The sequence below is a fragment of the Streptomyces sp. NPDC002181 genome, assembly GCF_042890485.1.
Taxonomy (GTDB): domain Bacteria; phylum Actinomycetota; class Actinomycetes; order Streptomycetales; family Streptomycetaceae; genus Streptomyces.
Map to the genome: position 1 here is coordinate 78,614 of NZ_JBIASC010000019.1, position 13,833 is coordinate 92,446.

Annotated in this window: 9 protein-coding genes and 1 pseudogene; 5 read left to right on the forward strand and 5 right to left on the reverse strand. The window is 68.1% G+C overall.

Annotated features, from left to right (window positions below; genetic code table 11):
* Positions 1-113 precede the first annotated feature (113 nt).
* On the reverse strand, positions 114-248 hold the full coding sequence (locus ACFYXV_RS32190; RefSeq protein ID WP_389384815.1) for a hypothetical protein: 135 nt from the start codon (positions 246-248) through the stop codon (positions 114-116).
* 120 nt (positions 249-368) lie between these two features.
* Positions 369-1,886: an ABC transporter substrate-binding protein gene (locus ACFYXV_RS32195; protein WP_385466183.1), complete on the reverse strand. Its 1,518-nt coding sequence runs from the start codon at positions 1,884-1,886 to the stop codon at positions 369-371.
* Positions 1,887-2,130: 244 nt separating this feature from the next.
* On the opposite strand from ACFYXV_RS32195, the pseudogene ACFYXV_RS32200 reads away from it, so the two are divergent.
* Positions 2,131-2,289, forward strand: a pseudogene (locus ACFYXV_RS32200) (IS3 family transposase); the annotation flags it as partial.
* Positions 2,290-2,490: 201 nt separating this feature from the next.
* Here the strand turns inward: ACFYXV_RS32200 and ACFYXV_RS32205 are convergent.
* The 3 genes from ACFYXV_RS32205 to ACFYXV_RS32215 all read right to left on the reverse strand — a co-directional run bounded on the left by ACFYXV_RS32205 (position 2,491) and on the right by ACFYXV_RS32215 (position 7,014).
* A complete protein-coding gene (locus ACFYXV_RS32205; RefSeq protein WP_389384816.1) occupies positions 2,491-2,829 on the reverse strand; it encodes a beta/gamma crystallin domain-containing protein in 339 nt (112 codons plus the stop codon).
* A gap of 671 nt (positions 2,830-3,500) precedes the next feature.
* Positions 3,501-6,131 carry a LuxR C-terminal-related transcriptional regulator gene (locus tag ACFYXV_RS32210; protein ID WP_389384817.1) on the reverse strand — a complete coding sequence of 877 codons (2,631 nt, stop codon included), beginning with the start codon at positions 6,129-6,131 and terminating at the stop codon, positions 3,501-3,503.
* Between the two features lie 445 nt (positions 6,132-6,576).
* On the reverse strand, positions 6,577-7,014 hold the full coding sequence (locus tag ACFYXV_RS32215; protein WP_389384818.1) for a hypothetical protein: 438 nt from the start codon (positions 7,012-7,014) through the stop codon (positions 6,577-6,579).
* Positions 7,015-7,467: 453 nt separating this feature from the next.
* Here ACFYXV_RS32215 and ACFYXV_RS32220 point away from each other — a divergent pair, with 453 nt between their 5' ends.
* The 4 genes from ACFYXV_RS32220 to ACFYXV_RS32235 are packed head-to-tail and all read left to right on the forward strand — an operon-like array spanning position 7,468 to position 13,392.
* Complete coding sequence (locus tag ACFYXV_RS32220; RefSeq protein WP_389384819.1) at positions 7,468-7,893, forward strand: hypothetical protein; 426 nt, start codon at positions 7,468-7,470, stop codon at positions 7,891-7,893.
* A complete protein-coding gene (locus ACFYXV_RS32225) occupies positions 7,893-8,462 on the forward strand; it encodes a hypothetical protein (protein WP_389384820.1) in 570 nt (189 codons plus the stop codon). The genes ACFYXV_RS32220 and ACFYXV_RS32225 overlap by 1 nt, the downstream gene beginning before the upstream one ends.
* Positions 8,463-8,467: 5 nt before the next feature.
* Entirely contained in the window at positions 8,468-13,126 is a 4,659-nt protein-coding gene (locus ACFYXV_RS32230) for a putative T7SS-secreted protein (RefSeq protein WP_389384821.1), read from the forward strand.
* Positions 13,123-13,392, forward strand: a complete 270-nt coding sequence (locus ACFYXV_RS32235; protein WP_389384822.1) for a hypothetical protein — start codon at positions 13,123-13,125, stop codon at positions 13,390-13,392. Before ACFYXV_RS32230 ends, ACFYXV_RS32235 begins: the two co-directional genes overlap by 4 nt.
* Positions 13,393-13,833: the final 441 nt, after the last annotated feature.

A 13,833-nucleotide genomic window follows, 5' to 3' on the forward strand; every position in this document is an offset into this window, starting at 1 on the left:
GTGCCCTAGACGGTGACCGCCAAGGACCACGTAGAGCGGCCTGTCCGGCCGGGTCCCGTTGCGAGTGCTGCCCGATCTGGCCTTCTCATGCCTGTCATGCCCGGGGTGGCCGGTCATCCCGCCTTCCAGAGCCGGCTCGGGGGAATCCTCTTCGTCAGCTGCTGCAGCAGACCGCCCTGGCCCGTCAGCCCGATCCCGTCGGCGCCGGCCCGGTCCTCCAGCTGACCGGTCAGCTGGTCATCAGGCACGTCCATCGCCGGCCCGGACGGGCTGCACCTCCCCCATGGCCTCCGCCGACACGGTCACGTCTGCCATCAGGTGTCACTTCCTGTTCGAAGATCCACCGTTGACCGTACAGACCCCCGAAGTCAGTAAGCAGTGCTGAGTTCCCAGAACCTGAAGACGGTCGAGGCATCGAGGCAGTTGTGTAGACCTCGGACGTTCTCGCGGGCGACAGCGTATTGCTTGCCCTGCCAGAGCGGCAAAATCGGCAGCTCTTGCGCCACGATGTCCTGCAGTTTCATGTACTCCTGCCGAGTGCTCGCGCGATCGGTCATGGACGAGGTCTGCGGGATGATCCGGTCGACGATCTCCTCGTTGTCGTAGTTGTTCGACAGGACGTTACTGCCACCGAAGAACGGGTGGGTGAAATTGTCCGGATCTGGATAGTCCGGCACCCAGCCCTTGACGTAGATGCCGTACTTGCCTTCGGCGACGCCCTTCTCGTACTCATCAAAGGGGACAGACTTCATGTGGGCGTCGAAGAGCCCGCTCTGGTTCAACTGGTCGGCGATGGTACGGAATGCTTCGTCGGTAGCGGGCCCGTACCGGCTCGGCGTGGACCAGAGGGTGAGTTTCACCTTGTCCGCTATACCGGCGTTCCTTAGTTCTGCCCTCGCCTTTTCCGGAGCCGGTCTGTCCCCGTAGATGTTGAAGAATGAGGTGCCGTGACCGGTGATACCGGCCGGAATGACCGAGTAGAGAGGTTCTGCCGTGGACTGGTAGGCATCGACGACGAGGGAGTTACGGTCGACGAGGTAGGCGATGGCCTTCCGGACGGCGAGCTTGGCGACGACCGGGTCATGAACGTTGAAGACCATGTGCTGGACTTCGGCACTGGTTCCCTGAACTACCATCAGGCGGCCCTTCTCTGCTGTGGGCGAGGCGCTCAAACCGGCTATCGCTTTAGCACTGAGGCCGCGGTAGGCGATATCGACATCGCCGATTTCCAGAGCTGACTGAAGGGCCTGCTGGTTGCCCCGGAAGAGCTCCAAGGTCACGCCTGAGTTCTTTACCCTGGCGGTTCCCTGATAGTCCGAGTAGACCGAGAAAATCGCCTTCCGCTTATCGATGGAGTTCAGCCTGTACGGACCCGAACCTACCGCTTTGCCGCCTTCGAGCAGGCTGTCTTCGGGGTAGACTCGACGGTCCACTATGGAACCGCCCCCCGAGGCAATCTTGCTGGGGAACGTCGCGTCCGGCACCTTGAGGTGGAACACGACGGTCTTGTCGTTCGGGGTGCTGATCGACGAGATCGTGGAGAGCAGCGACGCTGGACCCGCCGGGTCGTTGATTCTGATGGTCCGATCGAAGGAGTACTTGACATCAGCCGAGGTGAGGCTGTTTCCGTTGCTGAATTTCAGCCCGCTACGCAGGGTGCAGGTGTATGTTTCGCTGCCATCGGAGAACTTGCACTCCTTAGCAGCTTCCGGCACGGGAGTGGACGATCCGGGCGGGAAGCTCAGCAGGGACTGGAAGACGTTGTTGAACAGCAGCCAGGACCCCGGGTCGTATCCTGAGGCCGGATCCGTGGCGAGGATGTCGTCGGACATCCCGACGATCAACCTGCTGTTGGGTCCCTGGGAACTGCAAGCCGTCGATAGCATCGCTGCCAGTCCCCCGACGATCAGGGTTCTCGCCACCCTAGTACGAAATTCCACAGAACGTTCCTCATGCTCTCGACCTGCTACGTGGGGAGCTGTCCCCGAACAGCCGGATCAGGTCGGCAACAACAGCGAACACTGGTCCAGCACCCTTGACCACGTGAGAAGTCACCCCCGGGATCACCCTGGTTCGAAAGTGACCAGCACGAGGTCATCGTGCGGTTGATCGCGGCGACGACGACTCGCACCGGAGCTGGTCCGATGCGACTTCACCGCCGTTGCACTGGACGAGAAGTGGTGCGGTGACATCACGTACGTCCAGGTCGGCGGCACGTGGCTCTATCCGGCCTGCGTGATCGACATCGGTTCGCGTCGGGTGCCGGGGTGGTCGTCCATGCGGACCGAGGCCCGCATTACTCCACCGCCGCCTTCGCCCAGATCAGCGACGGTTTCTGGATTCGAATGTGGCGGAATCCGAGACCACCGAAGCCTCCGTCGCCGATGCGGTGATCTTGATCATCACATCGGCACCGGAGGCTTCGCCGTTTCACCTAGAACCCAATGAACTGCCTTTCACCCTCACAGGGCACAGGCGAAAGAGGCTCAGTTAGTAAATCTTGATGTACGTCAGTGTGCTGTCGACGGCGCCCCCGACGTCCACGAGCGCCTGGTTCTTCTCGATGGTGTAATTCCGGCCGCCCAGCGTTACCTGGACCCGGTTGTTCCCCGCTTCTATCTTGTCCACCTGGTAGATCAGGACGTTCCTGGAACCCGCGTTGGCGAAGCAGAGCACTCCTGAACCTCCGTAGTTCGTGACCTTGAGGAAGTCGGTGCGGCTGCCGCAGTCCGTACGACCGAGCGCGGAAGCCGAACTCACCGGGACGAGTATGGACAGGGCAGCCGTCGCGGCGACGGTGAGTCCGATCCGCTTGAACGCGCGGTTCATTTAGTCTCCTTCAGACAATGGGTACACAGAAGTGCGTCTTGCGAAAGTGCAGTTGTGGAGATGCGAGAGCTCAGGTCCTCGATACTGCTCGTGACACTCCCTCATTCGTGGGCCTCACAGGGCTCTATCGGCCGATCGAGGAACGAAGAACAACGGTGGCTCTCTCTGTCACTGAAGGGGTGGCGCCGCAAACGGCGTGCCCCGTCGCGAGCTGAGGGGAAGGTTGCTGCGGGATGCTCTCCAAAGGGATTGTCGGCCGTGCCGCTTGTCGGGGCCTTGCCGCAACCTTGTTCGCCTGCCGTCAAGAGCGTCGGTCAGTGCGAGTTCACGGCCTCGCTCGGCTTGCCGGCGACGTACTCCCGGACGTCGTCACGCAGTGCGTCCGCGTCCCGCACACTCGAATTCAACAGCCTCTGAAACCCGTCGGGAGTGCGGTGACCTGCGCACTCGGCCAGCTGCCGGCCGCTTTTCCGGGCCGCCGGCGCCAGTCGACCCCGCAGTTGGTCCCTCATCCGCCAACGCAGATCCGCCCGGCCGAACCGGCCCGCCACCCGGGCGAACACCGCATCCAACTCCGCATCCAACTCCGCAGCCCACACCTGAGCCTCAACTGTCCCCACCATGCCCTGACAACAACAGCCGGCTCAGGGCACGATCCGCAGCTGGCAGTACTAAGTCGGCCGCGCCAGAGCCTCGGCCAGTTCCCGGCGGTTGGCCACCCCGAGCTTGCGGTAGATCCGCTGCAGCGTGTTGTCGACGGTCCTGACCGAGAGCACCAGCTCGCGCGCGATCTCCCTGCTGGTCATCCGGTGGGCCGCGCGCAGGGCGATCTCGTGCTCGCGGGTGGTCAGTTCGGAGCCGGGCGTCGGCCCGGGAAGCAGGTGCGGGCTGTGCGCCCCCTGGAGGTGCTCCCGCTCCCGGGCCGCGAACAGCTCGGCCTGCCGGGCGGCCAGGGACGCGGCGTCGGCCGCCACCGCGTGCGCGCCGAGGTCGGCCAGCGCACGGGCGGCGACCACCAGGAGCTCGGGGTCCTGGCCTTCCACCGCACGCGCGTACAGCGCGCGGGCCCGGGCAAGCGGCCCCTGGAGCCCGTCGGCGAGTGTGCGCAGCGCTCCGGCGTGCTCGTGCGCGCCGAGCCGGAGGAGGTCGGTGAGGAGCAGCATGTGGGAGGAGTGCTGTCCGGCCGCGCGGGCGGCGCGGCAGGCGGTTTCCAGGACGGTGCGGGCTTCGGTGATGCGGCCTTCGGCGGCGTGCAGCCAGGCTTCCCCGAGCAGGTCCTCGCCGGCCATGAGGCCGAGCTGTGGATGGCTGCGGGCGGTGGCCACTGCCCGTGCTGCGGCGGGCCGGTCACCCAGTACGGCCAGGGCCGCGGCCAGGCCGGAGTAGGCCAGGGGCAAGATGCGCGTGAACCCGATCCGCTTGCTGATGGCGATGGTGTCGGCGTAGTGGAGCCGGGCGTCGGCGGCCCGGCCCGCGATCCACGCGCAGCGTCCCCGGCGGAACGCAAGCCAGATGTCGCGCAGGGGCTCGGACATCCCGTTCGCGGCCTGCTCGCGGGCCTCCGCCTCAGCCCGCTCAAGGTCGCCGAGTTCGGTCAGCGCGGCCACGTCGAGCACCCCGAGGACCGAGGGGTGGAAGATGTACGGCGTGGTGCTCCGGAGCAGCTGCTCGCGAAGGCGCCCGGTCTCCTCCAGGGCGTCCTCGGCCCGGCCGTCCGCGATGAGCGCCAGTAGCCGCATGGTGTCGGCGATGAGCCGGGAGTGCGGTGTGCTGGGAAGGGCCGAGAGCCGTTCCAGCAAGGCGAGTCCGAAGGTCGGGTGCCCCGACATCAGCAGTACTCCCGCCGTCGCCTCGTCCAGGGCCCGCCGCCCGGTGCCGGAGGAGAGCGCGGGGCGTGTCTGCCGGGCCAGCCGGAGGATCTCGCTGATCGGAGCCCCCGTCCAAAACAGATTGATGATGCGGGCAACCACGGGCGGGGCGTCCATCCCGGTGTCCTCGGACCGGTTCGACACACGCAGCCGGGCGTCCACCTCCTTCCAGTCCCCGCGGTGGTACAGGGCCTGGGCTCGCAGCAGTTCGGTGGCTGATGTGGCGAGTGTGGGCGGCAGGGCGTCCAGCAGCTTGAGGACGGCTGTGTGGTCGTTGCCCCGGTGTGCCGCCTCGGCCGCTTCCATGAGCAGGGCGGGCTCGGCGTCACCCGCGACGGCCCGCAGCCTGGCGGCCGCCAGGAGGTCGCCGCTGCGGCGGGCCCCGTGGCGCCGGATGCGTTCGGCCTGGCCGCGCAGGATCTCCCGGCGCCGCTGCAGCGGAATGCTCCGCCGCAAGACGTCCGCGAACAGGGGGTGCGCCAGCCGGGCGTCGGCCCGGCGGCCGTGCAGCCGTACCTCGATCAGCCCCCGGTCCTCCAGCATTGCGAGGACGGCGGAACCGGTCCCGGCGGGGCCGGCAGGGCCGACGGAGTCGGCAGAGTCGGCACGGTCGGCAAGGTCGGCAAGGTCGGCGAGCGAGACGGTGGTGGCGAGGGACAGGAGTTCCAGGACCACCCGTGCCCGTGGGCCCACCCGGTCGAGCAGGTCCTCCAGCAGCACGGCCAGCCTGGGCGTGAGGACCACCGGCCCGGTCGCCTGCCACAGATGGCCGTCGTACCGCAGGTGCCCGGCGTGGTGCAGGCCCTCCACCAGCTCGGTGAGGATGCGGACGTTGCCCCGGGCGAGGCTGTCCAGCAGCCGCAGCGTGCCGCTGTCGACGTCCGCGCCCAGCAGCCCGCGGAGCAGCAGGGACGTGCCATCCGTGTCGAGCGGGGGCAGGTGCAGGTGCAGGACGTCGTCCCGGCGCGCGAGCTCCGCCGCGAACGGGGGCATGCCCTCGCCCTCGCGGACGGTGGCGAGGAGGAACAGGCCGGCCCGCGAGAGATGGTCCCGGAGCGGGCCGGCGTCCGAGGGCAGGAGGTGCTGGAGCTCGTCGACCAGCAGTACGGTCCGCAGCCGCGCCGCCGCACGGCCCGGTCCCCGTCCCGAGTCCGCCGCAGGTCGGCCGGCCCCGACCCGGGAGGAGAGACCCTCCCCGACCCCGGGGGCGGTCCGGCCCAGGACGATCCGCACGGTCGGGTGGCGCCGCTCCGATGCCAGGCGCACCAGGTGGTCGGCCAGCCGCGACGTGCCGCTCCCGGAGGCGCCCTGGATGACCACTCCCCGTACGCGGGGGTCGGCCAGCGCCCGGTCGAACGCCTCGATCTCGGCGAGCCGGCCGATCAGGGGACGGGTCCGGGGCAGGGCGAAGCGCACCGCCGGTTCGCCGCTCATGCGTACCGTCCGGGGGCGGCGGCCCGGCGGGCCGGGCGGATCGGAAGTGGAGGCGGAGGCGGAGGCGGAGGCGGACAGATACCCGGCGTGCTCGGGTGCCTTCCTCGATTGGTTCCCGTCCGCGCTCCGCGGGGGCAGAGCCGGTCGCGGGGCACGCCCCGTGAGCCACCGACAGCGGTGGTGGCCGTGGACGGAGCGGGAGGCGACCGGAAACTGCGCGACGGTCGGGAGCTGCCCGGCGGTCGCACGGGGGGACCGCCGCAAACATGCGGCGAGACGGCCCCGACCGGACGAGCAGGATCCACTCCACCGCAGGCGGGAAGGCAGACCCGTGCGGCGGCGGACCGGTGGCACCGGCCGCCGCCTCCGGCGCGGTTCCGGGTGACGCACCGGGGTCCGCGGAATCGTGCGATAACCGTCATTGCGCCACGGTGCCACCGCCCGGTCACCACCCCTGTCCTCCCTTCGGTCGAACGACGGGACGAGGAGCGCGCAAGGACCGGCGGTTCACGGGCCGAGCCGTCCGGCTACGGCAGCGGCTCCCCCAGACCGGGACCACCACCGCCGACACCATCGACGTCGCGCCGGCTGTGAGGGCCCCCAGGTACCGTGCATCGCCGCGCCGGTGCAGCTCCCGCGTACTGGAGTACTCGGGTGCTCCGCCGGTGCGGCAAGGTGCGGTACCGGACGACATCGACATCGGGAAGCGACCGTCGGCGACGAGCCGGTTGGTCTGCTCGTGGAGGTGGCGCTGGTAGACCGCGGAGGTGCCGGTGACGGTCACCTCACGGGCCAGGTTCCGGCGGGTGCCTTCCTCGGGGTCGTCGCAGTGCAGGAGAACGAGGGCGTACTCGCTCTCCTCGACGGCCACGACCTCCGCCACTCGGCCTCGACGGGGTTGAGGCCGGGTGCGTAGGGCGGGAGCTTGACGATGGTCAGCAGGTCCGCGAACTGTCCGGCATCCAACTCGGCTGCAACCGCTCCGCCCGGACCTTGTCCAGCCGGCACGGAAAGCCTCCGGCCCCCTTCGAGGCCAGGGCCGCACTGCCGGCCTCACGCCAGACGTACGCGCCCACCGCTCGGACTCCGCCGTGGGGATTTGCGGCACGGCGCAGGGCATGGGCGATGTGGACGAGTTGGGGTCATCCCCACGGGGGCGGGGAGCAGGTTCATTCAGCCGTCACCCTGGATTCGGCTCAGGGGCTTGGCCAGCGCTTCCATCGCATCTGGCGAACACGGCAGACGTCCCGGCTGGATGGGCGGCCTCAGCCAGGTATTTCGGTGCCCAAGGTAGTGTTCCATCCGGGTGTCAATCGCCCTTAAGGGGGACAGAACCATGGAACTGACCGCGGAGATTGCCGCCTTCCGGGCGGGTGCCGGGGATCCGGGGCGTCTGGTGGGTGAGTTCCGGCGGGCTGTCCTGCTGGTGCCGCGTTCCGGTGGTTCGGGGGACGGCGAGGGCGGGTTGATGTCGGCGCTCTCGGGCGGGATCCGCTGGTTCTACGCGTTCACCGACGAGGGGGCCATGGCCCGGTTCGCCGAAGCACGCGGGGAAGCCGACCGGGAGTGGCCGTATCTGGCGATCCTGGGCGCGCGCCTGGCCGACGCGGTCGTTCCCGAGGTCGACGGCCCGGCGGGTGTCGCCGTCAACGTGGCAGACCCTGAGGGGTCGATGATGTTTCCGCCGGTCGCCGGGATCGTTCCCGACAGCTGTGCCGTGGACATCGAGCCGGAGACCGGGTCCGCGGCGGGGGTGGCCTGATGGCCGGCGACGGTGACGGTGACCTCGAAGTCTCCCCGCAGGCGGTCTCCCTGGTCCAGAAGGGGCTGCGGGCGGCGATATCGGAGCTGCGCGAGTCGGGGGACGCGGCCGGCGCCTCGCAGGGAGCGGGATTCGAAAACCTGTCGATGACGGCGATGGAGACCGGGCACGGGACGCTGTCGAAGGACTTCGAGGACTTCTGCGAGCGCTGGGAGTGGGGCGTGCGCTCCCTGATCCAGGACGCCTCCACCCTCTCGGGGAACCTGGGCATCGCGGCGGGGACGGTCTGGGAAGAGGACCAGTACGTCCAGGGCGCGTTCAAGGTCGTGGCGAACGCTGCTTACGGCAATCCGCACGCCAGTGAGGACGAGATCGAGCAGAAGTCCTGGGGCGACATCTTCAGCGCGGACGTCTACAAGCCCGACTACAGCCAGGAGTCCTTCGAGAAGGGCGCCGAGGACATCAAGAAGACCTGGTCGGACACGAAGGACACGGTGACCTCCACCGGCAGGATCGGGTCGCTGAAGGACCTGCTGGAGCAGACGAAGGGCAACGGGGGCAGTAACTGATGGGCTTGGGCGACTTCATACCGGACTCGATCGAGGACAAGGTCGAGCACGGAATCGAGAAGGTCGGCGACGCCATCGAGTGGGCCGGCGACAAAACGGCCGACCTGGCGGAGGAGGTCGGACTCGACGACGCCGGGGACTGGATCCGCGACAAGTCCCGCTCGGCCGCCAACCAGCTCGGCGCCGACGTCTCCGAGCTGGAACTCGGCCAGAGCGACGACCCGAAGAAGCTCGTCTACGGCAGCGTCTCCAAGATCCGGGCCCAGGTCTCCCACCTGAACGACTTCAAGACGGCCTTCGAATCGGTCGGCAACGGCCTGAAGGCCATGACCCAGCCCGAGGGCCTCAAGGGCGAGACGGCGAACACCTTCCGCGACAAGGTGGCCAAGGAGCCCCCGCGCTGGTTCAAGGCCGCCGACGCCTTCGGCAAGGCCGCCGACGCCATGGGACGCTTCGCCGAGACGGTCGAGTGGGCGCAGACCAAGGCGAAGGAGGCCCTGGAGGAGTACGAGCACGCCCAGAAGGTGTCCACCGACGCCCGCACCGCCCACAACAAGAAGGTCACCGCCTACAAGGACGCGGTGGAAGCGAAGCAGGACCCGCTGCCGCCCCGGCCCGTCGACGCCAAGGACTTCGTCGACCCCGGCAAAGCGCTCGCCTCGGCCGCCCAGGACAAGCTCGACAACGCCCGCAAGCAGCGCAACGAGGTCGCCGACACCACCGCCACGGCCGTCCGCGCCGCCCGCGACGCCGCCCCGCCCAAACCCTCATACACCAAGCAGCTCGGCGACGGACTCGACTACCTCGACCTCGCCAAGACCCACCTGGCCGGCGGCGTCGTCAAAGGCACCGCCGGCATCGCCAACTTCGCCCGCGCGCTCAACCCGCTGGACCCATACAACCTGACCCACCCCGCCGAATACCTCACCAACCTGAACTCGACTGCCGCCGGCCTGGTCACCATGGCCAACGACCCCTGGGGCGCCGGCAAGCAGATGCTCGACGAATTCATGAAGGACCCCTCCGAAGGCGTCGGGAAGCTGATACCCGAGCTCATCGGCTCCAAGGGCCTCGGCTCCCTCAAGAAGCTCGGAACCGCCGCCAAACACCTCGACGACATCAAGGGACCCGCCCGCGCGAGCCATACCGCGAACGGTCCGCACGTCAGCGAGACGCCCGATGTCGCCAAGCGGTACGACAACACCGACCCGGTCGACCTGGCCACCGGCCGGATGTTCCTGCCGCAGACCGACATCGTGCTGCCCGGCACTCTGCCGCTGGCCTTCGTCCGGCGCGCCGAATCGGGGTACACGGGAGGGCGCTGGTTCGGCCCCACGTGGACGTCGACGATCGACCAGCACCTGGAGGTCGACGCCGAGGGTGCCGTCCTCGTCACCGAAGACGGCTTGCTCGTGGCGTACCCGCATACTGCCCCCGGCGTCGCTGTCGCACCGCTGTCCGCATCCGCTCCCCGCCACCTCCTGGAGCGCACCCCGGACGGCGACTGGACCCTCACTGACCCGGGCACCGGGCACGTCCGCCGCTTCAGCCCGCCCGCCGGCGACCCGGACGGCGACGGGATCGCCCCGATCGCCCAGCTCGAGGACCGCAACGGCAATCTCATCACCTTCGAGTACGACGAACACGGCACCCCGCTCGGCATCGCCCACTCCGCCGGTTACCGCCTCCGCTTCGACACGGCCGACGGCCGCATCACCGCCCTCCACCTCGGAGGCGGCCCGCGCCTCCTCGCCTACGGCTACGCCGATGGAAACCTGACAGAGGTCGTCAACTCTTCCGGTCTGCCCCTGCGCTTCACCTATGACGACCGTGCCCGCATCAGGTCGTGGACCGACACCAACGACCGGTCCTACACGTACGAGTACGACGAGCGGAACCGCTGTATCGCGGAGGGCAGCGGCGAGGGGCACATGGTCCTGCGGCTCTCTTACGACGCCGTCGACGAGGCGACGGGCCACCGCGTGACCGAAACCATCACGGGTGAGGGGCACACGCGCCGGTATCTCGTCGACGACCGGTACAGGATCGTGGCCGACGTCGATCCGCTCGGCCACACCACACGCTTCGAGCGCGACCGCCACAACCGTCTTGTCGCGCAGACCGATGCTCTGGGCCGCACCACCACCTACGGCTACGACGACGGCAATCTGGTCAGCGTGATACGCCCCGACGGGCTGGGAACCACTGCCCGCCACAACGAACTCGGCCTCCCCGTCCAGGTCAAAAGGGCCGACGGCCAAATAGTGCGGTACGCCTATGACGAGCGAGGCAACCGCATCTCGACCACCGACTCGATGGGCAGGACCATCCGCTTCGGCTACGACGAGGCGGGCGGCCCCGCTTACGTGACCGATCCCCTGGGCCATACGACCACCATCCGCTGCGACCGCGCCGGCCTCCCCATCGAGGTCACGGACGCCCTCGGCGCCACAACGCATTTCGCGCGGGACGCCTTCGGCCGCCCCACCGCCATCACTGACCCGACGGAAGCCACCACTCACCTGGAGTGGACGGTCGAGGGCCGGCTCGCCCGCCGCGTCCACGCGGATGGCGCAGCCGAGAGCTGGACCTGGGACGGCGAGGGAAACTGCACCAGCCACACCAACCGGCTCGGCGGGATCACCCATTTCGAATACACCGAGTTCGATGTCCTCACGGCTCGCACCGGCCCTGACGGCGTCCGTCACACCTTCCGGCACGACGCCGATCTGCGTCTTACGGAGGTCATCAACCCGGAAGGTCTGACCTGGAGCTACAACTACGACCCCGCGGGACGCCTCACGTCCGAGACGGATTTCGACGACCGCTCCATCAGGTACACGTACGAGCCCACGGGCACTCTCGCCTCGCGCACGAACGCACTCGGTCAGACCACCACCTTCGAACGCAACGCACTGGACCAGATCGTCCGCAAGGACGCCGCCGGCAGCGTCACGACGTACGCCTACGACCTCACGGACCAGCTGGCCGAGGCCCGGGGATCCGACGGCATGACGGTCACCATGCTGCGCGACCGCGAGGGCAGGCTCCTCTCGGAAACGGTCGACGGGCGGACGCTGGCGTACACCTATGACGACCTGGGACGCCGAACCGGCCGCACCACCCCGACCGGCGCGACGGCGACCTGGAGTTGCGACGCTGTCGGCCGCCGCACGGCGATGACGGCTTCCGGTCGCTCGTTCGATTTCGCGTATGACGCAGCAGGTCGTGAGATGACGCGCCGTATCGGCGGTTCCCTCGTCCTGAGCCACGTCTTCGATCCTGCCGGGCGTCTCACGGCCCAGACCGTCACGGGCCCGGCAGGCGTCGGCGTACGTCACCGCGACTACGGCTATCGTGCGGACGGCCACCTCACCACCGTCGACGACGCTTCCGACGGACGACACGAGTACCAGCTCGACGCCACAGGGCGCGTCACCTCGGTCCGTGCAGCCGGCTGGACCGAGACCTACGCCTACGACCAGGCAGGGAACCAGACCTTCGCCGCATGGCCCGCCGATCATCCCGGAAGCGAGGCGACCGGAGAGCGGGCCTACGACCGGAACCGCCTCATCCGCGCCGGCGCCGTGCGCTACGAGCACGACCCGCTCGGCCGCGTCACCGTCCGCCGCAAGACCAGGCCCTCCCGGAAACCGGAGGTATGGCGTTACGCCTGGGATGCCGAAGACCGCCTCGTCTCCACGACCACCCCCGATGGCACCCTGTGGCGCTACCTCTACGACCCTCTCGGGCGCCGCACGGCCAAGCTCCGTCTGGCGCAGGACGGCGAGAACGTCGCCGAACGGATCGATTTCACCTGGGACGGGAACACACTGTGCGAGCAGACCAGTAGCTCGACCGAGCAGCCACACGTCGTGGCCATCACCTGGGACCACGAGGACATCCGTCCCATCGCCCAGACGGAACGCATCCTCGGCGCATCGCGGGAAGAGGTGGATTCCCGATTCTTCGCCGTCGTCACCGATTTGGTCGGAGCTCCCACCGAGCTGGTCGACGAGTCCGGCAACGTCGCATGGCACACCCGCTCGACGCTGTGGGGGCTCACCACGTGGGCGGCGGACAGTACCGCGTACACCCCACTCCGCTTCCCAGGCCAGTACGCCGACCCGGAGACGGGCCTGCACTACAACTACTTCCGTCACTACGACCCCGAGACCGCCCGCTACCTCACCTCCGACCCGCTCGGCCTCGCCCCTGCACCGAACCCCTTCACGTACGTGGCAAACCCGCATGCGTGGACGGACTACCTGGGTCTCGCCCCGGACTACATACCGATTTACCGCACACCGAAGGGAGCCCACGCTCAGTACGAACTGGACCACGGTCCGAATCCCGCCAACCACCAGCCGGGAGTGGACATCGGCGGTGGCATCATTTCGGACGGCAAGATCTACTTCGGCGAACGGGCGGTGGCGGCCGAATACGCCGGCCCGACCGGAGTAAACTTCGCCAAGGGAATGGTCAAATATGAGATGCATCCGAGTTTTCTCGAAGAGTTCGGCGACCATGTGAAGGTCCACGACAGGAACGGACCGAAGGGCGCCGTACGGCTGGAGTTCGCGATACCCGTAGAGAAGCTCGACCGGTTCAACGAGCTGGTCCTGGACCGCAGCTGGGTCAAAATCTTTGGAGGGTCGGAGTGACATTCCGCAATCATCAGGAACTCGACGTGACGGTCGTCGCAGTGGCACCTGTGGGCTCGAAAGTCGAGGTGGACGGACATGAGGGGGTATACGGATTCATCGACCAGGTGAAGCATCCGTCCTGGTGGAATGCCGACGTGGCTCAACCAGGCACCGGCGAAAAGCTCCACGTGTGCGTCCTGGACGCCACCCGCGAGCCGTACCCCAGGTTCAGCGCATTGCAGGACGACATCGACATCGCCCGACGGCTGCGCGGCGAAGCCTAACCGAAGCAGCCGCGGAAGGTCCGCTTCGGGGCTCTGGAACCACCAGTAGTGCTTTGCTAGCTGGTGTCGTGGGGCTGCCGGGGGACGGTTTGCTGGCAGGTGGGGCAGGTGCCGGTCCAGGTGGCGATGAGGCGTTGAAGGAGGCCCAGGGCCTGGTAGAGGGTCATGCCCTGGCAGGGGCTTTTGGGGTCCTCCGCTGTTCGGTCAGGAACAGGTGGGCGGCGATGACGGCCCTGTTCTCGTATAGCTACGGCCGACGGACATGTAGCGCTGCGTGACCGTTGTAGTCGTCGTTTCTCCACGCCGAGCGTCTCGTTGAGCTGAACGAGTGATCACGGGTAGGAAATCCTCGGCCACGCCCACATCGACCTCACCGCCACGGTCTACGCCCACGTCAGACTCCGCCCCCAGCGCAACGCCTTGACCTCCTCAGCCACGCCC